This is a genomic window from Streptomyces sp. NPDC096136 (genome assembly GCF_044763325.1).
Taxonomy (GTDB): Bacteria; Actinomycetota; Actinomycetes; order Streptomycetales; family Streptomycetaceae; genus Streptomyces.
In genome coordinates, this window is sequence record NZ_JBIWFZ010000039.1 from 1 (window position 1) to 23,223 (window position 23,223).

The following is a 23,223-nucleotide window of genomic DNA, read 5'->3' on the forward strand; positions in this document are numbered from 1 at the left end:
AGCGCGAGCGCGTGACCTGCCGCAGGCAAACACCGCAATCTGAAACAGGCGACGCCTCACGTGGCGACCCACGGACTCAAAACCAGATCACTAGGCGGCGTCGCCCCCGCCCCGGACGGGGTCCTCCCCGGAGCCCGGGGCGCCACCGCCTCCGGCGCCCTCCGCCTGCGGCGGCGCGTCGGCGGCCGGGCGTATGAGCACCGTGCCGGAGTCGAGGTCTATCGGCCCCCGTCCCGGATCGCCGTCACCGACGTCGGTCCGGGACAGCTCCAGCCGCTTCTTCTCCTCGTCCGTGTGCCGCCGCCCCGGGTTGAACAACTCCTGGATCAGGTTGAACACCGTGCCCACCGTGCCTTCCGCCCCCCACGGGGGCTCCGTCGGTCACCGCACCGTCAGGCGCAGGATCCTGTCGTCGCCCGCCTGCGGCGACCCGCGCCCGTCCGTCTCACTCGTCACCAGCAGCAATCTGTCCCCGCCGAGCGCCACGACCGTCCGCAGCCGGCCGTACTTCCCCGTCAGGAAGGCCTCCGGCTCCGCCGCCGGCACGGCCCCCTTCAACGGGATCCGCCACAGCCGCTCACCCTTCAGCGAGGCCATCCAGACCGAACCCTCCGCCCAGGCGATCCCGCTGGGCGAGGCCTCGTCCGTCTTCCAGACTGCCACCGGATCCCGGAACCCCGCTCTGCCGCCCTTCCCCTCCACCTCGGGCCAGCCGTAGTCGACCCCCGGCTCGATGAGGTTCAGCTCGTCCCAGGTGTGCTGCCCGAACTCCGAAGCCCACAGCCTCTTGTCCGCGTCCCAGGCGAGGCCCTGCACATTGCGGTGCCCCCAGGAGTAGACGACCGAGCCCGGCTCGGGATTCCCGGGCGCCGGCTTCCCGTCGGGTGTCATCCGCAGGATCTTGCCGCCCAGGGACTTCCGGTCCTGTGCCAGCGCCGTGTTCCCGGTCTCGCCCGTCCCCGCGTACAGCATCCCGTCCGGGCCGAAGGCGATCCGCCCGCCGTTGTGGACGAGCCCCTTGGGAATGCCCCTCAGCACCGTGTCCGGCGCGCCCAGCTGCTGCCCGGGAGGTCTCTGCTCGTCGTAGCGCATCCGCGCGATGCGGTTGTCGGACTCCGTCGTGAAGTAGGCGTACACCAGCCGGTCCGAGGCGAAGTCCGGGGACAGCGCCAGCCCCAGCAGCCCGCCCTCCCCGCCCGGGGCCACCCCGGGCACCCTCCCGATCTGCGCCACCGCGCCCGTGTCCGTCCGGACCCTGCTGATCGTGCCCTTGTCCCGGGAGGCGACCAGCAGGTCCCCTCCGGGCAGCGGGGCCACGCCCCAGGGGGAGTCCAGCCCCTTCGCCACCTCGCCCGTGACCGTCACCGAGCCCTTCGCCGGCGGCCCCGGCACCCGCGCCCCCGACGAGGCGCCCGGGGACGCCGCGGACGCCCCCGGCGGGGAGCCCCCCGCCCCGGGCGGCGCCCCGCCCGGCGGGGAACAGCCCGCCGCCAGCAGCGCACCGCACCCCGTCAGGGCGAGCCCCGCCACCACCCTGCGGCGCCGCACGCCCCCGGCCCCCCGCAACCCCGCACCGCACCGTCCGCGCCGCACTCCGTACCGCATCGTCCCGCTCCCCTCCGGTCTGTCCTCCGGTCCTGCCCTTCACAAGACTCAACAGATCCGGCGGGTGCCCGCGTTCCATCCCTCGTACACCCGATCGAGTGGTTGGGGAGGCGGGGCCCGGGTCCGGAACTCAGTCCCAGGCCCCCACCGCCGCGGGCAGCGCCGCGAAACCGGCCAGCTCCCCGGCCGCCAGCCGCACCTCCGCCGCCCGCGCGTTCTCCGCCGCCCAGTGCGCCCGGTCCGCCCCCGGCACCGGCACCACGTGCGGCCCCTGGGCCAGCACCCACGCCAGCGCCACCTGCGCCGCCGTGACCTCCGGCCCGTGCCGCCGGGCCACCCGCCGCAGCTCCGCCACCAGCACCTGGTTCGAGGCCATCGCGTGCGCCGTGAACCGCGGGTGCCGCGCCCGCACGTCCGCCTCCTCGAACCCCTGCCCCGGCGTCAGCGTCCCGGTCAGGAAACCGCTGCCCAGCGGCATCGCCGCCAGCAGCCCCACCCCCCGCGCCGCGCACCACGGCAGCAGCTGCCACGCCGCCTCCGGCGACCACACCGACAGCTCCGCCTGCACCGCCGTCACCGGGAACACCTGCTGCGCCCGCTCCAGGTGCCGCAGCGTCGAGCGGTACGCCCGGTCCCCGCGCCGCCCCGCGCCCGGCCCGGCCCCCGCGCCCAGCGCGCAGAACCCCAGCGCCCGCACCTTCCCCGCCTGCACCAGCTCCGCCATGGCCCCCCAGGTCTCCTCCACCGGGACCTCCGGGTCCACCCGGTGCAGCTGGTACAGGTCGATGACGTCGGTCCGCAGCCGCCGCAGCGAGGCGTCGCAGGCCCGCCGCACGTACTCCGGCCGCCCGTCGGCCACCACGTGCCCCTCGCCCGCCCGCAGCCCCACCTTGGCCGACACGAAGGCCTCGGCCCGCCGCTCGCGCAGCACCCGGCCCACCGCCAGCTCATTGGTGAAGGGTCCGTACAGATCGGCCGTGTCCAGCAGGTTCACCCCCAGGTCCAGCGCCGTGTGCAGGGTCCGCAGCGACTCCTCGCCCCGGCGGCGCGACGGCGCGTAGGCCCAGCTCATCGGCATGCAGCCGAGCCCGATGGCCCCCACCGTCAGCAGTCCCGTCCCGATCGACCTGCGCTCCACCCCTGCGTCCCCCCTCCCGGCCCTGTCCCGGTCCGGCCCTCAAACTAACGGCTTGATCACGTTCCCTTCGCATAGCCTCGGGATCATGACTGCAACGACCGCGGACGTCTGGCTCCCGTTCCCGCCCGGGGAGATCGACGGTCTCCCCGACTCCTTCCGCTACCGGCACTGGGACGGCGAGGACGCGTTCCCGGCCGACCCCGCCGCCTGCGTCTTCTACGTCACCCCGTACATGAAGTCCCAGGCCGTGACCCTGCGCCCGCTCCCGGACATGCCCGCCCTGCGCGTCGTGCAGACCCTCACCGCCGGGATCGACCACGTCCTGCCCGGCCTCGGCCACCTGCGTCCCGGCGTCCGGCTGTGCAACGCCCGCGGCGTCCACGAGGCCAGCACCGCCGAGCTCGCCCTGACCCTCGTCCTCGCCTCCCTGCGCGGCATCCCCGGCATGGTGCGCGGCCAGGACCGCGAGGAGTGGCACGGCGGCTTCTACGAGGCCCTCGCCGACAAGTCCGTCCTGATCGTCGGCTACGGATCGATCGGCGCGGCCATCGAGGACCGGCTCCTGCCCTTCGAGTGCGAGCGGATCACCCGCGTCGCCCGCTCCGCCCGCACCGCCCCGCACGGGCCGGTGCACGCCCTCGACGACCTCCCGGGCCTCCTCCCGGACGCGGACGTCGTCGTCCTCTCCACCCCGCTGACCGAGGGGACCCGCGGCCTGGCGGACGCCGACTTCCTCGGCCGGATGAAGGACGGCGCCCTCCTCGTGAACGTCTCGCGCGGGCCCGTCGCCGACACCGCGTCCCTCCTGTCCGAACTGGAGTCCGGCCGGCTGCGCGCCGCCCTCGACGTCACCGACCCGGAGCCGCTGCCCCCGGGCCACCCCCTCTGGCACGCGCCGAACGTCCTGATCACGCCTCACGTGGGCGGCAGCAGCTCGGCGTTCGAGCCCCGGGCGAAGCGTCTGGTGGCCCGCCAGCTCACCCGGTTCGCCGCCGGCGAGCCGGTCGAGAACACCGTTCTGATCACGGACTGAACCAGACCGCGCACTCTCCGCGTCCCTACGTGTGCGGGCAGTTGCCGCACGGCTGTCGTTGGTGACGGAGAGTAGAGAAGCTATGTCGCTGAGTGACGAAAGTGGTGTATCGTCCGGAACAAGGGGCTGCGCCACGTACGTATGGCGCTGGGGAGTGATCGGACACTTTGGGGGGCGACGGGCGATGCACGGCCAATGGACGAAGGATCCGATGCGGCAGAACCGCCGCAGGCGACGCTGCCGAGACTGGGCTGCACCGGAACCAGCCGGCGAGGGGGACCGGTGAGCGCCCCGGGGGCGGCGCTCCTGACCCGGCCGCCGGTCGCCGGCGGCGGGGGCAAGGGCCTGGGGGCGCAACTCCTCCTCGCAGTGGTCAGCGGCGGCTACGCCGTCGGGGCCGCCCTCGGCTGGGGCTCGGAAGAACTCGCCAAGATCATGGGCGACTTCGGGCTCAGCACCGCCGGATTACTGGCCGCCGTCTCCTGCTACCACTACGCCCGCGCGATCGGCCGGCGCGAGCGCCCCGCCTGGCTGATGTTCGCGTTCTCCTCGCTCATGGGGGCCCTGGGGAACGGCGTCTGGGGATGGTACGAGGTCGTGCTCGACCAGAAGGTGCCCGAGCCCTCGCTCGCGGACTTCGCCTTCCTCTGCTTCGCCCCGCCCGCCATCGTGGGACTGCTCGTCCTCGCCAAGCGCCCCGTCACCCGCGCCGGGTGGGTGTGCCTCGCCCTCGACTCCTGGCTCATCGGCGGCTCGCTGCTGACCCTCTCCTGGAGCCTGGCCCTCGCCAACGCCGCCCGCACCGCCCAGTCGGGGGCGCCGGGCAGCGTCCCGCGCGCCGCGCTCTCGCTCGCGTATCCGCTCCTCGACATCGCGCTCGTCTCGATGGTCCTGGTCCTGCACTTCCGGCGCTCGGCCAACAACCGCTCCGCGATCAACACGGCCATCGCGGCCCTCGCCCTGACCGTCCTGAGCGACGCCCTGTTCACCTCGCCGCTGCTCAACACCACCTACCGCTCGGGGGAGATCCTCGACGCCGGCTGGTTCGCGGGCTCCCTGCTGCTCGCCTACGCCCCCTGGGCCGCCGGCCGCAGCCCGGAACCCCTCCCGCGCCCGGCGCCCCCGCGCGCCGACCGTCCCCACAGCCGCCCGATCACCGGCTCCCTCCCCGCCCTCACCCCGTACCTGGCCGCCGCGGTCTGCACGCTCGGCATCCTCTACAACGTCGTGGACGGACGGAAGGTCGACCGGATGGTGGTCTTCACCGGCTGCACCGTCGTGCTCGCCCTCGTCGTCCGGCAGGGCATCATGCTCCTCGACAACATCGCGCTCACCCAGGAACTGGCCCAGAAGGAGAACCACTTCCGCTCGCTGGTCCAGGGCTCCAGCGACGTCATCATGATCGCCGCGCCCACCGGGACCCTGCGCTACGTCAGCCCCGCCGCCGCCGGCGTCTACGGCCGGGAGGCGGAGGAGCTGGTCGGAACCGAGCTCGCCGCCCTGATCCACCCCGACGACCTCGGCCGCGTGGTCCACGAGGTGCGCCGCTTCCTTGCCGCCCCGCCCGCCGAGGAGCCCACCACCCGCATCGAATGCCGGTTCAAGTCGGGCTGCGGGGAATGGCTCAACGTGGAGTCCACCGTCAACCGGCACCAAGGCGGACTCATCCTCAACAGCCGGGACGTCACCGAGCGGGTCCGTCTCCAGGCCCAGCTCCAGCACAGCGCCGAGCACGACCCGCTCACCGACCTGCCCAACCGGGCCTTGTTCACCCGCCGCGTCCGCAAGGCGCTGACCGGCCGCCGCGCGGGCGACCACAGCTCCGCCGTGCTCTTCATCGACCTCGACGGCTTCAAGGCCGTCAACGACACCATCGGCCACCAGGCGGGCGACGAACTCCTCGTCGAGGCCGCCCGCCGCCTCCAGGACGCCGTCCGGGCCGGGGACACCGCTGCCCGGCTCGGCGGCGACGAGTTCGCCGCCCTCATCCTCGGCGACGGCAGCCGCGACCGCAGCGCCCGCGAGTACCAGGTCCGGGAGATCGCCGACCGGCTGCGCGCCACCCTCTCCCAGCCGTACCGCATCGCCGGCAGCGAGGTCCGGGTCGCCGCCAGCATCGGGGTGGCCTTCGCCGACCCCGGCATCACCCCTTCGGACCTCATGCGCAACGCCGACCTCGCGATGTACCGGGCCAAGGCGGGCGGCAAGGACCGCGTCGAGCTGTACGCGCCGCAGATGCAGGCCGAGGTGGTCCGCAAGGCCGAGCTGGCCGGGAAGCTGCGCACCGCACTGCACGAGGGCGAGTTCGCCCTGCTGCACCAGCCCGTGGTCTCCCTGGCCGACGGCGAGGTCACGGCCGTGGCCGCGCAGGCCCGCTGGCGCTCCGCCCAGGGGATCCTCTTCACGCCGTCCGAGTTCCTCCGGGTGGCCGAACGCGGCGAGGGCGGCCCGGGGGGCGGCCCGGACCCCTCCCGCGCCGCCGAACTGGGCCGATGGCTCCTGGAGGAGGCCGTGGCGGAGGCCGCCGAGCGCCATCTCGCCGGGCACCGCGTACCAGTGGTCGTCCGGATGACCGCCCAGCGGCTGCTCGACCGCTCCATGCCCGGCGGCTCCGTCGAGGCCCTGCTCGGCCGGCACGGGCTGCCCTCCGGCGGCCTCGTGCTCGAACTGGCCGCCTCCGACCCCAGAGTCCCCTTCGACGAGCTGGAACGCCGTCTGACGGCCCTGCACCGGCTCGGCGTACGGATCGCCCTCGACGGCTTCGGCAGCGGCTACGCGGCCATCAGCGCCCTCCGCCGGCTCCCGGTGGACCTGCTCAAGCTGGACCGGGGCCTGGTCGAGGGCGTCGTCGAGTCTGCCCGCCTGCACAAGATCACCGCAGGATTGTTGCGCATCGCAAACGACCTGGGCATGCAGTCCGTGGCCGACGGCGTCGACCTGCCCGAGCAGGTCATGGCCCTGCGCGCCATGGGCTGCACGCACGGACAGGGAATGGCGTTTTCCGGCCCGCTCGACGAATACAGGCTGCGCCGCGCGCTCGTGAGGGGTACGTTCCCAGTACCGGGCGGTACGGCCCAGCCCGCCTTGGCCGGGGGCACCTCCGGTGGCTCGATGGTCATCCATAGAGGCTCAAATAATGAGACGCCCGTCCCACCCGCTTGACATCGACCTCCCGCCGGAGGGAGGGTCAATGCCATGCGCACCCGAATTCTCGTACTTGGAAAGCGCGTCGGCTGAAGCCGGGACCTGCATGTCCCCGCTCCACACCGCCGACGCGCTCCCCTCGCTTGCCACCTGGCACGAGGGGTTTTTTGTTGCACTGGCACACGCACTCCGGACGAGAACCGGGGCACCCCCGCTCCTCGTAAAACCCTCAGCTTCGAGAAGAGAATGCCGATGACCGAGCAGGCCTCCGGGGCCCACCATCCGCAGCCGCGGCCCCGTACGGGTGGGCAGCAGCCCACCGCAGTTGAGCACGTCACGGGTGCGCAGTCCCTCATCCGCTCTCTCGAAGAGGTGGGGTGCGACACCGTCTTCGGCATCCCGGGCGGCTGCATCCTCCCGGCGTACGACCCGATGATGGACAGCAAGAAGGTCCGTCACATCCTGGTCCGCCACGAGCAGGGGGCCGGCCACGCCGCCACCGGCTACGCGCAGGCCACCGGCAAGGTCGGCGTCTGCATGGCCACCTCCGGCCCGGGCGCCACCAACCTGGTCACCCCGATCGCCGACGCCCACATGGACTCCGTCCCGCTCGTCGCGATCACCGGCCAGGTCTCCTCCAAGGCGATCGGCACCGACGCCTTCCAGGAGGCGGACATCGTCGGCATCACGATGCCGATCACCAAGCACAACTTCCTGGTGACCAAGGCCGAGGACATCGCGAAGACCATCGCCGAGGCCTTCCACATCGCCTCCAGCGGCCGCCCCGGCCCGGTCCTGGTCGACATCGCCAAGGACGCCCTCCAGGCGAAGACCACCTTCTCCTGGCCGCCGGCCCTGGACCTGCCCGGCTACCGCCCGGTCACCAAGCCGCACGCCAAGCAGATCCGCGAGGCGGCGAAGCTCATCGTCCAGGCCAAGCGCCCGGTCCTGTACGTCGGCGGCGGCGTCATGAAGTCCGGCGCCACGGCCGAGCTGAAGGTCCTCGCCGAACTGACCGGCGTCCCGGTCTGCACCACCCTGATGGCCCTGGGCTCCTTCCCCGACAGCCACCCGCTGCACGTCGGCATGCCCGGCATGCACGGCTCGGTCACCGGCGTCACCGCGCTGCAGAAGTCCGACCTGCTGATCGCGCTCGGCACCCGCTTCGACGACCGCGTCACCGGCAAGCTGGACAGCTTCGCCCCCTTCGCCAAGGTCATCCACGCGGACATCGACCCGGCCGAGATCGGCAAGAACCGCGAGGTCGACGTTCCGATCGTCGGCGACGCCCGCGAGGTCATCGCCGACCTCGTCCAGGCGGTCCAGGCCGAGCACAACGAGGGCCACGCCGGCGACTACACGGCCTGGTGGAAGGACCTCAACCGCTGGCGCGAGACCTACCCCCTGGGCTACGACCTGCCCGAGGACGGCTCGCTCTCCCCGCAGCAGGTCATCGAGCGGATCGGCGAGCTCGCCCCGCAGGGCACGATCTTCACGGCCGGCGTCGGCCAGCACCAGATGTGGGCCTCCCACTTCGTGAAGTACGAGGAGCCCCGCACCTGGCTGAACTCCGGCGGCGCCGGGACCATGGGCTACGCGGTCCCCGCCGCGATGGGCGCCAAGGTCGGCATGCCGGACCGCGCGGTCTGGGCGATCGACGGCGACGGCTGCTTCCAGATGACCAATCAGGAACTCGCCACCTGCGCGCTGAACAACATCCCGATCAAGGTCGCCATCATCAACAACGGCGCCCTCGGCATGGTCCGCCAGTGGCAGACGCTGTTCTACAACCAGCGCTACTCCAACACCGTCCTGCACGCCGACGAGACCGGCCACGCCACGGTCGGCTCGCAGCTCGGCGAGTCCTCCGCCCCCCGCCAGGGCACCCGCGTCCCGGACTTCGTCAAGCTGTCCGAGGCCATGGGCTGCGTCGCCCTGCGCTGCGAGGACCCGGCCGACCTGGACAAGGTCATCGCCGAGGCGAACGCGATCAACGACCGCACGGTCGTGGTCGACTTCATCGTCCACGAGGACGCCATGGTGTGGCCGATGGTCGCCGCCGGCACCTCCAACGACGAGGTCATGGCAGCCCGGGGCGTCCGCCCCGACTTCGGCGACAACGAAGACGACTGAGCCGAGAGAGCCTGAGAGAGAGAACGACTCACATGTCCAAGCACACGCTCTCGGTCCTGGTCGAGAACACCCCCGGCATCCTCGCCCGGATCGCCGCGCTGTTCTCCCGCCGCGGATTCAACATCGACTCCCTCGCGGTCGGCGTCACCGAGCACCCCGACATCTCCCGCATCACCATCGTCGTGAACGTGGAGGACCTCCCGCTGGAGCAGGTGACCAAGCAGCTCAACAAGCTGGTCAACGTGCTCAAGATCGTCGAGCTGGAGCCGTCGAACGCCATCGAACGCGAACTCGTCCTGGTGAAGGTCCGCGCCGACAACGAGACGCGCTCGCAGATCGTCGAGATCGTCCAGCTGTTCCGCGCCAAGACCGTCGACGTCTCCCCGGAGGCCGTCACCATCGAGGCCACCGGCGGCAGCGACAAGCTCAGCGCCATGCTCAAGATGCTGGAGCCCTTCGGCATCAAGGAACTGGTGCAGTCCGGCACCATCGCCATAGGGCGCGGCGGCCGGTCCATCACGGACCGCAGCCTGCGCTCCCTCGAGCGCAGCGCCTGACACACGCCTGACGCCACGCCTGGACCGGGCGGGACACGCCCGGTTCGCATGGCGAGACCGACAAACTCTTATTCCGTTCCCCGCCGTACGGTGGGAGCAACACCAGCGCACCAAGGAGATATCCCAGTGGCCGAGCTGTTCTACGAGAACGACGCCGACCTGTCCATCATCCAGGGCCGCAAGGTCGCGGTCATCGGTTACGGCAGCCAGGGCCACGCCCACGCGCTGTCGCTCCGTGACTCCGGCGTCGACGTCGTCGTCGGCCTCAAGGAGGGCTCGAAGTCCAAGGCCAAGGCCGAGGAGCAGGGCCTGAAGGTCCTCCCCGTGGCGGAAGCCGCCGAGTGGGCGAACGTCATCATGATCCTGACCCCGGACCCGCTCCAGGCCGAGATCTACGAGGAGTCCATCAAGCAGCACCTGCAGGAGGGCGACGCGCTCTTCTTCGGCCACGGCTTCAACGTCCGCTACGGCTTCATCAAGCCCCCGGCCAACGTGGACGTCGCCCTCGTCGCCCCGAAGGGCCCGGGCCACCTGGTCCGCCGCCAGTACGAGGAGGGACGCGGCGTCCCGTGCATCGCCGCCGTCGAGCAGGACTTCTCGGGCAACGCCTTCGCCCTGGCCCTGTCGTACGCGGCCGGCATCGGCGGCACCCGCGCCGGCGTCATCAAGACCACCTTCACCGAGGAGACCGAGACCGACCTGTTCGGTGAGCAGGCCGTCCTCTGCGGTGGCGCATCCGCCCTGGTCAAGGCCGGTTTCGAGACCCTGACCGAGGCCGGCTACCAGCCGGAGATCGCGTACTTCGAGTGCCTGCACGAGCTGAAGCTCATCGTGGACCTCATGTACGAGGGCGGCCTGGAGAAGATGCGCTGGTCGGTCTCCGAGACCGCCGAGTGGGGCGACTACATCACCGGCCCCCGCGTCATCACCGACGCCACCAAGGCCGAGATGAAGAAGGTCCTCGCCGAGATCCAGAGCGGCAAGTTCGCCGAGGAGTGGATGGCCGAGTACAAGGCCGGCCTGCCGAAGTACAACGAGTACAAGAAGGCCGACTCCGAGCACCTGCTCGAGACCACCGGCAAGAAGCTGCGCAAGCTGATGAGCTGGGTCGACAGCGACGAGAGCTGATCTCGTGCACGGCGGGGCCGGGACGCGCGGTCCCGGCCCCGCCGCGCATCCGCCCCGGCCGGCCCGTCCTCCGTCGCGGGCCGGTCGAGAATCGACGGAATGTCGACCTCGAATCAAGCGGATTGTCCACCCCGGCCAATCACGGACGGGTGATCCTTCCGTACAGGCGGAATTCCGCGCCGCAGGCGCCACTACACTGCTCAACACAACGCGTCAGGCCCACAGTGTCGTGCGTCTTCCACGCGGCTACCCCCTCCACCGCCTGCGGCCGTCGGGACGGCCGTCCGCACTGGACTTGTGAGGACCCACGTGAGCTCGAAACCTGTCGTACTCATCGCCGAAGAGCTGTCGCCCGCCACGGTGGACGCGCTCGGTCCGGACTTCGAGATCCGGCACGTCAACGGCGCCGACCGCGCGGAGCTGCTGCCCGCCATCGTCGATGTCGACGCCATCCTGGTCCGCTCCGCCACCAAGGTGGACGCCGAGGCCATCGCCGCCGCCAAGAAGCTGAAGGTCGTCGCCCGCGCCGGTGTGGGCCTCGACAACGTGGACGTGTCCGCCGCCACCAAGGCCGGCGTGATGGTCGTGAACGCCCCGACCTCCAACATCGTCACCGCCGCCGAGCTCGCCTGCGGCCTGCTCGTCGCCACCGCCCGCAACATCGCGCAGGCCAACACCGCGCTGAAGAACGGCGAGTGGAAGCGCAACAAGTACACGGGCGTCGAGCTCAGCGAGAAGACCCTCGGCGTCGTCGGCCTCGGCCGCATCGGCGTCCTGGTCGCCCAGCGCATGTCCGCCTTCGGCATGAAGGTCGTCGCGTACGACCCCTACGTGCAGCCCGCGCGCGCCGCCCAGATGGGCGTCAAGATGCTGACGCTGGACGAGCTGCTCGAGGTCGCCGACTTCATCACCGTGCACCTGCCCAAGACCCCGGAGACCGTCGGTCTCATCGGTGACGAGGCCCTGCACAAGGTCAAGCCCTCCGTCCGCATCGTCAACGCCGCCCGCGGCGGGATCGTGGACGAGGCCGCGCTGTACTCGGCCATCAAGGAGGGCCGCGTCGCCGGCGCCGGCCTCGACGTGTACGCGAAGGAGCCCTGCACGGACTCCCCGCTGTTCGAGCTCGACCAGGTCGTCTGCACCCCGCACCTCGGCGCGTCCACGGACGAGGCCCAGGAGAAGGCCGGCATCTCGGTCGCCAAGTCGGTGCGCCTGGCGCTCGCCGGCGAGCTCGTGCCGGACGCGGTCAACGTCCAGGGCGGTGTCATCGCCGAGGACGTGCGCCCCGGCCTGCCGCTCGCCGAGAAGCTCGGCCGCATCTTCACCGCCCTCGCGGGCGAGGTCGCGGTCCGCCTCGACGTCGAGGTCTGCGGCGAGATCACCCAGCACGACGTCAAGGTGCTGGAACTCTCCGCGCTCAAGGGCGTGTTCGAGGACGTCGTCGACGAGACGGTCTCCTACGTCAACGCCCCGCTGTTCGCGCAGGAGCGCGGCGTCGAGGTGCGCTTGACCACCAGCTCGGAGTCCCCGGACCACCGCAACGTGGTGACCGTCCGCGGCACCCTGGCGGACGGTCAGGAGGTGTCGGTCTCCGGCACCCTCGCCGGCCCGAAGCACCTTCAGAAGATCGTGGGCGTGGGCGAGTACGACGTGGACCTGGCCCTGGCCGACCACATGATCGTGCTGCGCTACACCGACCGCCCGGGTGTGGTCGGCAAGGTCGGCCTGCTCCTCGGCGAGGCCGGCCTGAACATCGCGGGCATGCAGGTGGCCCGCGCGGAGGAGGGCGGCGAGGCCCTCGTCGTCCTCACCGTCGACGCGGAGGTCCCGGTGGACGTCCTCGCGGCCATCTCGGCGGAGATCGGCGCCGCGTCGGCCCGTACGGTCAACCTCGTCTGACCGTCCCGCACGTGGGGGAGGGCCCGGGGCGTGCGCCCCGGGCCCTCCCCGTATCCGGCCGCCCAGCGTCTTATACGTCCGTCTGGGACGGGTGTATGAGGCTTGCTACCGTGTCCGCATGGGACACCGTGAAGATCTGCTCGAAGGCGCCAAGAAGTGCCTGGCCGAGAAGGGGTTCGTGCGCACCACCGCGCGCGACATCGTCAGCGCCTCCGGGACCAACCTGGCCTCCATCGGCTACCACTACGGATCCAAGGACGCGCTCCTCACCCAGGCGTTCATCGCCCTGATCGAGGAGTGGGGCCAGGGCCGGCAGGCCGGGCTCGCCGGCGGCGACGGCTCCCTGGAGCGGCTGCGCGCCCTGTGGGACGGGGTCGTCGCCGACCACGAGACGGCCGGCCCGGTCTGGGCCGCGAGCCTGGAGGTCGCGCTGAGCCGGGACCGGAACCCGGAGCTCAAGGCCATGCTCGCGGCCTCGCAGACCGAGGGCCGCCGGGGCCTGGTCCAGATGATGACGGGAACCCCCGAGGAGCGGCTCACCGAGCGCGACGAACGCACGCTCGGAGCGGTCTACCAGGCGCTGCTCAACGGCCTGATGATCCAGTGGCTGTTCGACCCGGCCACTGCCCCGTCGGGCGAGGAGTTCGCGGAGGGGCTGCGCAGGCTCGCGGACGGCGTCTCGTCCGCGCAGCGGCCCGCGGGGTAGCGGCGCGGGACGGTACGGCCTCCCGGCCGGTCGCCGCGGCGGCGTTCGGCCGCCCGGCCACCCGGTCGTCCTGCCGTTCAGCCGTTCAGCCGGGCGGCCTTGAGGGCCATGTGGAGGAGCAGCCGGTCCTCGCCCGCGTCCAGGTCCAGCCCGGTCAGCTGTTCCACCCGGCCCAGCCGGTAGTACAGGGTCTGGCGGTGCACGCCCAGTACCGCCGCCGCCCGCCCGGCCTGCCCGGCGCAGTCGAGGAACACCTCGGCGGTGCGGGCCAGTTCCCGGTGGGCCGGGCTCAGCAGGGCCCGCGTCGCGGGATCGTCCACGGGCCCGGCGGCCAGGGCCGCCAGCATCCGGTAGGGCCCGATGCCCGCCCACTGGGCCACCGGCCCGAGCTGCGGCTGCGCGGCGGCCGCCCGCGCCGCGGCGACGGCCTGCCCCCAGGCGGCGGGCACCTCTCCGAGCCCGCGCACGGGATCCGACACGCCGGCGGTCACTCCGGACGCCGCACCGGCCCCGGACCCCACCCCGACCACCTCGGACGCGGTGGCCCCGGCCACCCCGCCCGCCGCCGCGGCGCGTGGCGCCCCGGCGCTCCCGGCCCCGGCCGCTCGCGCGGCCCCGGCCGCTACGGTGCGCGAGGTGCCTGCCGTCCCGGTCGCCGCCGTGGCGCCTGGCGTCCCTGTCGCTGCGGCCCCGGTCGCTGCGGCGGCGGCGCGTGGGGTCCCGGTGCTCCCGGCCCCGGGCGTCTGCGCGGCCCCGGTCGCTGCGGTGCGCGAGGTGCCTGCCGTCCCGGTCGCCGCCGTGGCGCGTGTCGTCCCCGCCGTCCCGGCCCCGGCCGCCCCGGCGGGGCGGGCCGGGGCCGTGGCCCGTGGGAGGAGGCGGCCCAGGGCCGTCAGGGCCGGGGGCAGGGCGTCCGTCGAGCGCAGCCGCAGGAGGACCGCCAGCCGGTCCGGGCCCGCCGTCCCCGCGGCGTCGGCCGGTACCACGCACACCGCCGCCGCCCCCGGCACCGACGACGGCGCCTCCCCGGACCACGGGGCCACGCACACCGCCGCGTGCAGCCCGTCGGCCCCGGCGCCCAGGGCCAGCCGCAGCGAGGCCACCGCCATGTCCTGCTGCCAGCCCCGCCCGGCGGTCAGCACCGCGAGGAACTCCCGCGAGAGGTCGGCGCCCGCCTTGGCCTCCTCGGCCAGCAGCACCCCGATCCGCTGGGCCACCTCCATGGCCGCCTCCAGGGCCTCCGGCGCCGGCCCCGGGTCCCGGTCGAGCAGCCACACGTAGCCCTGGACGATGCCCCGGTACCGCACGGGCAGGCAGATCCGCCCCCGGAAGACCCCCGCGTCCGGCGCCGCCGGGATCCGGACCGGGCCGGTGGCGCGGGCGATGCCGAACCCCTCGAACCAGGACCGCACGGCCGCCGTGGACTGCCGGGTCAGGATCGAGCGGGTGCGGACGGGATCCATGGCGAGGTCGTCCTCGCTGTCGTGCGCGCCGAAGGCGATCAGGCGGAAGTCCCGGTTCTCCAGCGTCGCCGGGGCGCCGAGCAGCGCCGAGATCTCGTCCACCAGGTCCTGGTAATCGCCCTTCACGGGCACATTCTCCCACCCCCGCCGCGGCTCTTCAGACAGATGTATGAGATCGCGGACACGGATGCGTGACAGCTGTCGATGGCAGAGGATCGTGGAGATCCATAGGTTTCACGGTGGTTTCACTTGCGTTTTCCCTACGGTCGCGGCACACCCCCGCGGTGGCCGTACGTCCGCTTCTGCCACCCGTTGGAGGTGCCCCGTGCTGGGTCCCGCGATCCTCGCCGCTTCGCGCAGCGACAAGATGCGCCGAATCGTCTCTGCCGCCCCGGTGACCAAGCCGGTGGTCAACCGGTTCATCCCGGGTGAGACGGTCGACCAGGTCATTCCGATCGTCGAGGAGCTCACCCGCAAGGGCCTTGAGGTCACCCTCGACGTCGTCGGCGAGGACATCACCGCCGTGGAGCAGTCGTACGCCGCCCGGGACGCCTACCTGGAGCTCATCGAGCGCCTCAAGGAGCTGGGGCTGGGCGAGGCCGTCGAGATGTCCGTCAAGCTGTCGATGTTCGGCCAGGCGCTGGAGGGCGGCCACGAGCTCGCCCTCGCCAACGTCCGCCCGGTCGTCGAGGCCGCCGCGGCCATCGGCACCACCGTGACCCTCGACGCCGAGGACCACACCACCCTCGACTCCATGTTCGCCATCCACGAGGAGCTGCGCCGGGACTTCCCGCAGACCGGCTGCGTGATCCAGGCCTACCTCTTCCGCACCGAGGCCGACGCCCGCCGCCTGGCCGCCGCCGGCAGCCGCGTCCGGATCGTGAAGGGCGCCTACAAGGAGCCCGCCGAGGTCGCCTACCTGGACAAGGCCGAGATCGACAAGGCCTACGTCCGGATCATGCGGATCCTCATGGAGGGCGAGGGCTACCCGATGATCGGGTCGCACGACCCGCGCCTGATCTCCATCGCGCAGGAGCTCGCCCGGCAGGCGGGGCGCAAGCTGGACGAGTACGAGTTCCAGATGCTCTACGGCATCCGCAGCGAGGAGCACCTGCGGCTCGCCTCCGAGGGTCATCGAATGAGGGTCTACACGGCCTATGGCACCGACTGGTACGGCTACTTCATGCGCCGCCTCGCGGAGAAGCCGGCCAACCTGCTGTTCTTCCTCCGCTCGATGATCACCAAGAACTAGCCAAGAACCAGGTCAAGGAGTTATCGCCCCATGGATGCTGTGACCCAGGTCCCCGCGCCGGTCAACGAGCCGGTCCACTCGTACGCCCCGGGCAGCGCCGAGCGCGCGCGCCTCGAGATCCAGCTCAAGCAGCTGTCCGAGAACCCGATCGACCTCCCGATGACGATCAACGGCGTCAAGCGGATGGGCGGCGGCGAGCGCTTCGACGTCGTCCAGCCGCACGACCACAAGTCGGTCATCGGCACGTACGCCAACGCCACGCAGGCCGACGCCCAGGAGGCCGTCGACGCCGCCCTGGCCGCTGCCCCGGCCTGGCGCGCGATGTCCTTCGACGACCGCGCCGCGATCATCCTGCGCGCCGCCGAGCTGCTGGCCGGCCCGTGGCGCGAGAAGCTGGCCGCCTCGACCATGCTGGGCCAGTCGAAGACCGCGCAGCAGGCCGAGATCGACACCCCGTGCGAGCTCGTCGACTTCTGGCGCTTCAACGTCCACTTCGCCCGCCAGATCCTGGCCGAGCAGCCCACCGCGAACTCCGCCGGCGTGTGGAACCGCAGCGACCACCGTCCGCTCGAGGGCTTCGTCTACGCGATCACCCCGTTCAACTTCACGGCCATCGCCGGCAACCTGCCGACCGCCCCGGCCCTGATGGGCAACGTGGTCGTGTGGAAGCCGTCCCCGACGCAGACCCACTCCGCGGTCCTCCTCATGGAGCTCCTGGAGGCGGCGGGCCTGCCCAAGGGCGTCATCAACCTGGTGACCGGCGACGGCATCGCCGTGTCCGAGGTGGCCCTGAACCACCCCGAGCTTGCCGGCATCCACTTCACCGGCTCGACCAAGACCTTCCAGTACCTGTGGAAGACGGTCGGCAACAACATCGAGAACTACCGCTCGTACCCGCGCCTGGTCGGCGAGACGGGCGGCAAGGACTTCGTCGTCGCGCACCCGTCCGCGGACCGCGCGATCCTGAAGACCGCCCTGACCCGCGGCTCCTTCGAGTTCCAGGGCCAGAAGTGCTCGGCCTCCTCGCGCGCCTACGTCCCGGCCTCGATCTGGAACGACGGCTTCAAGGAGCAGTTCGCGGCCGAGGTCGACGGCATCACCATGGGTGACGTCCGCGACCTGTCGAACTTCATCGGCGCGGTCATCGACGAGCGCTCCTTCGCGAAGAACAAGGCCGCGATCGACCGTGCGAAGGCCGACCCGACCTGCACGATCGTCGCGGGCGGCACCTACGACGACTCGGAGGGCTACTTCGTCCGCCCGACCGTCATCGAGTGCACCGACCCGGAGAACGAGGTCTTCACGACCGAGTACTTCGGCCCGATCCTCGCCGTCCACGTCTACGACGACGCCGACTACGACGCGATGCTGGCCCAGATGGAGAACGTCTCGGCGTACGCCCTGACCGGCTCCGTCATCGCCCAGGACCGCTACGCGGCGGCCGACACGATGGAGAAGCTCCGCTTCGCGGCGGGCAACTTCTACATCAACGACAAGTCGACCGGCGCCGTCGTCGGCCAGCAGCCCTTCGGCGGCGGCCGCGCCTCGGGCACCAACGACAAGGCGGGCGCGGCGTCCAACCTGCTCCGCTGGACCTCGACCCGCTCCATCAAGGAGACCCTGGTCCCGCCGACCGAGTACGGCTACCCCCACATGGGCTGACCGCCCCCAGCCGAACCCCGCCCCCGCTCCGGTACCCCCAAGTCCGGAGCGGGGGCGGTCCCATGTGCGGGGGCGGCCGCTCAGACCTCCGCCAGGACCTGGTCCAGGGATTTGCGGATCAGGTCCGGGACCTCGCAGTCCTCCGCCGGGTAGCCCACCGGGATCACCGCGAAGGCCTTCTCGTTCTCCGGGCGGTGCAGGACGTGGCTCAGGAAGCGCATCGGGCTCGGGGTGTGGATGAGGGCGGCCATGCCCGAGAGGTGGAGGGCCGACAGGAGCATGCCGACCGCGATGCCGACCGACTCGTCCACGTAGTAGTGCTTGCGCCGGTCGCCGTCCGGGCCGAGCCAGTAGCGCTGCTGGAAGACCACGATCAGGGCCGGCGCGTCGGTCAGGTGGGTCTTGACCGCGTCGGTGCCGATCGGGCGCAGGGCCGCCAGCCATTCGTCGCCGAGGCGGCCGTCGTAGGAGATCTGCTCCTCCTGCTCGGCCGCGGCGCGGATCTGCCGGCGGACGGCCGGGTCCTTGACCAGGACGAAGGTCCACGGCTGCTGGTGCGCTCCCGACGGGGCGGTGGCGGCGCAGGCGATGGCGTCGCGGACGGCCTGTTCGGGGACGGGGTCGGGGGAGAAGTGGCGCACGGTGCGCCGCTCGTCCATCCGGGCCCGCAGCTCCGCCGCGCGGGTCAGGGTTTCGGCGCTGGGCATGCGCTCGGGACGGTAGGCGACGGGCCGGTAGGGCTGGCCATGGGTGGGGGTCCACTGCTGGGTCTCAGGCGACATGCGCAGATCTTCACGCGGTGGAACCCCTGAGGCCAGGGTCGCGGCAGGAATCAATGTCCGTTGTGCCGGGGAACGGGCGTTATGGCCGTGGCGAACGTCGGTCGATTCCCGGAAGGGGCGGGCCGGTCCGGCGCGCGCCGCCCCGGCGGGCCCGGGAGCTCCCGCCGGTGGCGCCGGTGCGCTCCGGCGGCCCCGGAGGGAGCACCGCCCGGGGGAGGTCCGTCCCGGCCGGCCACGGGGCGCGGACCGTCGTCGACCTGCGGGGCGGCGGCGGGAGGGCGCCGGACGGGGCCGCGCGGCCGGCCGGGCCCGGGTCCCGCGCAGACCGCCCGGCGGCTCAGGGCGCCGCGGTCAGGGGGAGGCCCGGCGGAGCCGTGCGGGGTGCGGCGCTCCCGTGCGTTTCCGGCCTTTCCCGGAGCGGTGCCCCGGCGTGCCGCCCCGGGACGGGAGCCGGGAGGGCCCCCGCCCCGCGGGCGGTCAGCTGCCCGTGATGCTCGCCGCGCCCGTTTCGACGTGGCCCGTGTAGCGGCGGGACCAGGTGCCGTCGGAGTCGGCCAGGATCGTGAAGTCGTACCAGCCCTTGCTGTAGGCCACCGCGTTGAAGAAGTCCTCGCGCGAGGAGTTCGCCGGGACCGTGTACGTCCAGGGGCCGTCGGAGCGGTAGGCGTTCGAGCGGATCGTGAAGGTGACCGGGGAGGCCGAGGCGTTGGTCATCTTGAACCAGATCGCCATCTTGCCGGTGCCGGACTCCACCGCGTAGCGGGCCGCGACCTCCAGGGACTTGCCGGGCTTGGTCGCGTCGCCGATGAAGCGGCGCAGGAAGCGGTTCGGGCCGTACATCGAGATGTCGTACTTGCCCGAGCCGGCGCCCAGGCCGATGGAGAACCAGTCGCTGGAGGTGGCCCCGGGGTCCACCGTGTACTGCCAGGCGGCCGTGTCCCGGTACTGGTGCGGGTGGATCGAGAAGTGCGCGGCCTGCCGGGCCTGGGGGCCCTGGTTGGTCATCGAGAACCAGGCCAGGATCTTTCCGGCCGGTCCGAACTCGAAGCGGTCCAGGTTGCCGTTGACCTGGTACGGGAGGGCGCGGGCCGGGCGAGTCCCCGCCTCCTGGACCGGCAGGGCGTTGTCCTGCGGCGCCGGGTTGGGCAGGGGGCCGCAGGTGGACTGGCCTATGACCTTCGCCGTGGAGGGGAGGCCCGCCGGGACCCCGTACACGGGGTGCGCGAAGTCGAAGACGCCGGTGAGGTCGCCGACCACCTTGCGGCGCCAGGCGCTGATGTTGGGGCAGAGGGCGGGGGTGCCCAGGGCCGTCGTCCAGGTCTCCATGAAGCGCAGGACGGAGGTGTGGTCGAAGACCTCCGAGCTGACCCAGCCGCCCCGGGTCCAGGGGGACATCACCAGCATGGGCACGCGGAAGCCCAGGCCGATCGGCACGCCGTCGATGTACTCGTCCGGGGTGCCGGGCGGGGCGACCGGCGGCGCGACGTGGTCGAAGAAGCCGTCGTTCTCGTCGTAGTTGAGGAAGAGGACCGTCGAGTCGAAGACCTCCGGGTTCGCGGCGAGCGCGCGGTAGACCAGGTCCACGAAGTGCGCGCCGTCGCCGGGCGGGGCGTACGGGTGCTCCGAGAAGGCCTCGCTCGCGACCACCCACGACACCTGGGGCAGGGTCCCGGCGACCACGTCCGCGCGGATCGCGGCGGCGATGTCGTCGGGGGTGGAGCCGGTGACCTTGGGGACGGAGGCCATGCCCCGGTCCCACAGCGGGTTCCCGGGGGCGGCGTCCGTGAACTTCTTGAAGTAGGCCAGGCCGTTGTCCCCGTAGTTGTCCTGGGCGTTCTGGTAGACCTTCCAGGTCATCCCGGCCCGCTGGAGGGCCTCCGCGTACGTCTCCCAGGTCAGCCCGGACTCCTCGCCGCCGTCCTTGCTGCCCGCGTCGACCTTGCCGCTCCACAGGAAGGTGCGGTTGGGGCCGGTGGCGCTGAGGGTGGAGCAGAAGTAGGCGTCGCAGATCGTGTAGTTGTCCGCGAGCCCGTAGTGGAAGGGGATGTCGCCCCGGTCCAGGTGGCCCAGGGTGTGCGTCTTGCCGACGCCGAGCACCCAGTTGTCCATCCGGCCGTTGTTCCAGGCCGCGTGCTGCGAGTTCCAGCTGTGCGGGAGGTCGCCGGTGCACTGGGCCAGGGTCTCGCTGTCCGCCCCGCCGGCCGCCGGGGTGGCGGAGAGCTTCCACGGGTACTGGCGGCCGCCCCAGTTGGGCTGGTTGAAGGTGCCCCAGCCGCCCGGGATGTTGCCGCAGGCCCGGTCGCCGAAGCCGCGGACGCCCTTCAGCCTGCCGAAGTAGTGGTCGAAGCTGCGGTTCTCCTGCATCAGGATCACCACGTGCTTCACGTCGGTGATCGTGCCCGTCGCGGTGGCCGCGGCCGCCGACGCGGGCAGGGCGGCGGGCAGGGCCGCTCCCGCCACGAGCCCGGCGCCGATTCCCACGAAACCCCTGCGGCTGATGGGTGTCACTGGCTGCTCGCCTCCAACTCGGGTGCCCCGCTGGCACATCGTCGGCAAGCGTGGCGGCGGCCGCCGCAAAGGTCTACATCCGTGCGGTAAGAAAACGGTGAACATCCGGGTGCCGGAATCAACCGGCCGTGCGCACCAGCATCTTGCCCAGATTGTCCCCGCGCAGCATGCCCAGGAACGCCTCCACCGTGCGGTCGAAGCCCTGCACAACGGTGGTGTCCGTGCCCACCCGGCCGCTGCGCAGGTGCGGGACCACGAAATCCTCCAGCTCGTCCTGGAGATTGGTGTGGTTTCGAACCAATACGCCTTCCAGGCGCAGGGACTTGTGCACCACCTCGAAGAGGTTGCGGGGCGCGGCCGGGGAGCGGTCGCCGTTGTACATCGAGATCGCGCCGACCCAGGCGATCCGGCCGTACTCGCGCAGCGAGTCGATCGCGCCCTCCAGGTGGTCGCCTCCCACGTTGTCCACGTAGACGTCGATCCCGTCCGGGGCGGCCTGCGCCAGCTGCTCGCCGACCGGCCCGTCGTGGTAGTCGAAGGCGGCGTCGAAGCCGAGGGCCCCGGTGAGGTGGGCGACCTTCGCCGCCGAGCCCGCGCTGCCGATGATCCGGCGGGCGCCGAGCAGCCGGGCGAGGTGCCCGGTGGCGGTGCCGACGCCGCCCGCCGCGGCGGAGACGAACAGGTCCTCGCCCTCGCGCAGCGCCGCCGTCCGGGTCAGGGCGGCGTAGGCGGTCAGGCCGGTGCCGCCCAGGATCGACAGGTACGCCTCCAGCGGGACGCCCTCGTGGTTGCGGAGCCTGCGCGTGCCGTCCACGCCCAGGGTGACCAGGGCGTGGGTGCGCCAGCCCGCCCGGTGGAAGACCAGGTCGCCCTCGGCCAGGCCGGGGTCGCGGGAGGCGAGGACCCGGCCCACCGCCCGCCCCTCCAGCGGGGAGTTCAGCTCGAAGCCGCCCTCGCCGCCGTCCATCAGGCCGCGGTGGTAGGGGTCCACGGAGAGGAGCAGGTTCTCCACCAGCGCGGTGCCGGGGGCGGGTTCGGGGACGGGGGCGCTGACGTAGGCGAAGTCGGAGGCGACGGGGAAACCCGTCGGGCGGGCGATCTGGTGCACGGCGCGGGCGGTGTCGGTGTTCATGGCGACGACCGTAGGAAGGAATCGCCGCGCGGGGCAGGGGGTTGTCCTCATGGAAGCCGCACGTCCATGAAAGCTGCTCATACACCGAGGTGGGAACCCTTGTCCGAGCTCGCCCCGCAGGAACTCCGGGTGCTGGTCGCCGTCGCCGAGACGGGCGGGTTCTCCGCCGCTGCCGGGATGCTCGGCATCAGCCAGTCGGCCGTCTCGCACTCGGTGCGCGGCAGCGAGGGCAAGGTCGGCGCGGTGCTCTTCGAGCGCGGCCGCTCCGGCGCCAGCCCCACCCCTGCGGGGGAGCGGGCCGTGGCCCTCGGCCGGCGCATCCTGCGGCTGTACGAGGTCCTCGGCGCTGAGGCCCGCGCCGCCGGGCGGGCCGCCTCCGGCGCGGCGGGCGGCGGGCTGGAGGGGACCCTGCGCATCGCGGCCTTCCGGAGCGCGGCCCTGCACCTGCTGCCGCCCGCCCTGGAACGGCTGGCCGCCCTGCACCCCGGGATCCGCCCGGAGGTCCGGGTGGTGCGCGAGCTCGGCGCCGGGACGGCCGGGGAGGTGGCCGCCGGCCGGGCCGACCTGGGCATCGCGACCCTGGGCGCGGCCGGGGACGTACCGCCCGGGCTGCTGACCGGGGTCCTCGCCCGCGAGGCGTACGCGCTGGTGCACCCCGCCGGGCACCCCGACCCGCGGTCGCTGCCCCTGCTGGACTGGGACGAGAACTGCGGCTCCTACACCCGCGCGTGGTGGGCGGCCCAGGACTGGATCCCGGCGGCCACGGTCAAGGCGGAGGACGACGCCATGGTGCTGACGATGGTCGGGCGGGGCCTGGGCATGGCGATCATGCCCGAGCTGTCGCTGCGCGAGGCCGGGGACGCCGTCGAGATCGCCGGTCTGGGGCCCCAGGGGCCGGTGAGGAGGGTGGGATACGTCACCACACCGGAATCTGCCTCCACCCTCTCGGTCAGGGCTCTGATCAGGGAACTCAGGGCGGAATCGGCCTGAAAACGGACCCCTTCGGGAGGGCCTTCCGAGGGGATTCGCATCTCAGATAGTAGGAAGTCCGAGTAATTGCGGAGACAGACGGCCGCGGCTGCCC

Annotated in this window: 17 protein-coding genes; 10 read left to right on the plus strand and 7 right to left on the minus strand. The window is 72.3% G+C overall.

Annotation, left to right across the window (positions count from 1 at the left end; genetic code table 11):
- Nucleotides 1–90: 90 nt before the first annotated feature.
- The 3 genes from ACIRBY_RS38020 to ACIRBY_RS38030 form a co-directional block, all read right to left on the minus strand.
- The gene (locus ACIRBY_RS38020; protein ID WP_403909821.1) at nt 91–339 is read right to left on the minus strand and encodes a DUF6191 domain-containing protein; all 249 of its coding nucleotides are present in this window, start codon (nt 337–339) and stop codon (nt 91–93) included.
- Between the two features lie 42 nt (nt 340–381).
- Nucleotides 382–1,605: a PQQ-dependent sugar dehydrogenase gene (locus ACIRBY_RS38025; protein ID WP_403909824.1), complete on the minus strand. Its 1,224-nt coding sequence runs from the start codon at nt 1,603–1,605 to the stop codon at nt 382–384.
- A gap of 130 nt (nt 1,606–1,735) precedes the next feature.
- Nucleotides 1,736–2,743, minus strand: coding sequence for an aldo/keto reductase (locus ACIRBY_RS38030; protein WP_403909827.1), 1,008 nt, complete (start codon nt 2,741–2,743; stop codon nt 1,736–1,738).
- Between the two features lie 85 nt (nt 2,744–2,828).
- On the opposite strand from ACIRBY_RS38030, the gene ACIRBY_RS38035 reads away from it, so the two are divergent.
- The 7 genes from ACIRBY_RS38035 (at nt 2,829) to ACIRBY_RS38065 (ending at nt 13,343) form a co-directional block, all read left to right on the plus strand.
- Nucleotides 2,829–3,776, plus strand: coding sequence for a 2-hydroxyacid dehydrogenase (locus ACIRBY_RS38035; RefSeq protein WP_403909830.1), 948 nt, complete (start codon nt 2,829–2,831; stop codon nt 3,774–3,776).
- A gap of 282 nt (nt 3,777–4,058) precedes the next feature.
- Nucleotides 4,059–6,938 (plus strand): putative bifunctional diguanylate cyclase/phosphodiesterase, encoded by a 2,880-nt coding sequence (locus ACIRBY_RS38040; RefSeq protein ID WP_403909833.1) that lies wholly within the window; start codon nt 4,059–4,061, stop codon nt 6,936–6,938.
- A 228-nt stretch (nt 6,939–7,166) separates the two neighbouring features.
- On the plus strand, nt 7,167–9,053 hold the full coding sequence (locus ACIRBY_RS38045) for an acetolactate synthase large subunit (protein ID WP_403909835.1): 1,887 nt from the start codon (nt 7,167–7,169) through the stop codon (nt 9,051–9,053).
- 32 nt (nt 9,054–9,085) lie between these two features.
- Complete coding sequence (gene ilvN, locus ACIRBY_RS38050; RefSeq protein ID WP_042816067.1) at nt 9,086–9,610, plus strand: acetolactate synthase small subunit; 525 nt, start codon at nt 9,086–9,088, stop codon at nt 9,608–9,610.
- A gap of 126 nt (nt 9,611–9,736) precedes the next feature.
- The gene (gene ilvC, locus ACIRBY_RS38055; RefSeq protein ID WP_403909839.1) at nt 9,737–10,738 is read left to right on the plus strand and encodes a ketol-acid reductoisomerase; all 1,002 of its coding nucleotides are present in this window, start codon (nt 9,737–9,739) and stop codon (nt 10,736–10,738) included.
- 309 nt (nt 10,739–11,047) lie between these two features.
- Nucleotides 11,048–12,637 carry a phosphoglycerate dehydrogenase gene (gene serA / locus ACIRBY_RS38060; protein ID WP_403909842.1) on the plus strand — a complete coding sequence of 530 codons (1,590 nt, stop codon included), beginning with the start codon at nt 11,048–11,050 and terminating at the stop codon, nt 12,635–12,637.
- 118 nt (nt 12,638–12,755) lie between these two features.
- Nucleotides 12,756–13,343 carry a TetR/AcrR family transcriptional regulator gene (locus ACIRBY_RS38065; RefSeq protein ID WP_403909844.1) on the plus strand — a complete coding sequence of 196 codons (588 nt, stop codon included), beginning with the start codon at nt 12,756–12,758 and terminating at the stop codon, nt 13,341–13,343.
- A 77-nt stretch (nt 13,344–13,420) separates the two neighbouring features.
- Here ACIRBY_RS38065 and ACIRBY_RS38070 read toward each other — a convergent pair whose 3' ends face one another.
- Nucleotides 13,421–14,929, minus strand: coding sequence for a PucR family transcriptional regulator (locus tag ACIRBY_RS38070; RefSeq protein ID WP_403909847.1), 1,509 nt, complete (start codon nt 14,927–14,929; stop codon nt 13,421–13,423).
- A gap of 199 nt (nt 14,930–15,128) precedes the next feature.
- Here ACIRBY_RS38070 and ACIRBY_RS38075 point away from each other — a divergent pair, with 199 nt between their 5' ends.
- On the plus strand, nt 15,129–16,055 hold the full coding sequence (locus tag ACIRBY_RS38075; RefSeq protein WP_403909850.1) for a proline dehydrogenase family protein: 927 nt from the start codon (nt 15,129–15,131) through the stop codon (nt 16,053–16,055).
- A 30-nt stretch (nt 16,056–16,085) separates the two neighbouring features.
- Nucleotides 16,086–17,717: an L-glutamate gamma-semialdehyde dehydrogenase gene (gene pruA / locus ACIRBY_RS38080; RefSeq protein ID WP_403909852.1), complete on the plus strand. Its 1,632-nt coding sequence runs from the start codon at nt 16,086–16,088 to the stop codon at nt 17,715–17,717.
- A gap of 80 nt (nt 17,718–17,797) precedes the next feature.
- Here pruA and ACIRBY_RS38085 read toward each other — a convergent pair whose 3' ends face one another.
- The 3 genes from ACIRBY_RS38085 to ACIRBY_RS38095 form a co-directional block, all read right to left on the minus strand.
- Nucleotides 17,798–18,499, minus strand: coding sequence for a nitroreductase family protein (locus tag ACIRBY_RS38085; RefSeq protein ID WP_403909855.1), 702 nt, complete (start codon nt 18,497–18,499; stop codon nt 17,798–17,800).
- 477 nt (nt 18,500–18,976) lie between these two features.
- Nucleotides 18,977–21,007, minus strand: a complete 2,031-nt coding sequence (locus ACIRBY_RS38090; protein ID WP_403909858.1) for a phosphocholine-specific phospholipase C — start codon at nt 21,005–21,007, stop codon at nt 18,977–18,979.
- A 118-nt stretch (nt 21,008–21,125) separates the two neighbouring features.
- Nucleotides 21,126–22,139 (minus strand): NADP-dependent oxidoreductase, encoded by a 1,014-nt coding sequence (locus ACIRBY_RS38095; RefSeq protein ID WP_403909861.1) that lies wholly within the window; start codon nt 22,137–22,139, stop codon nt 21,126–21,128.
- A 99-nt stretch (nt 22,140–22,238) separates the two neighbouring features.
- Between ACIRBY_RS38095 and ACIRBY_RS38100 the strand changes: the two genes are divergently transcribed.
- Complete coding sequence (locus ACIRBY_RS38100) at nt 22,239–23,129, plus strand: LysR family transcriptional regulator (protein WP_403909864.1); 891 nt, start codon at nt 22,239–22,241, stop codon at nt 23,127–23,129.
- The last annotated feature ends 94 nt before the right edge of the window (nt 23,130–23,223 follow it).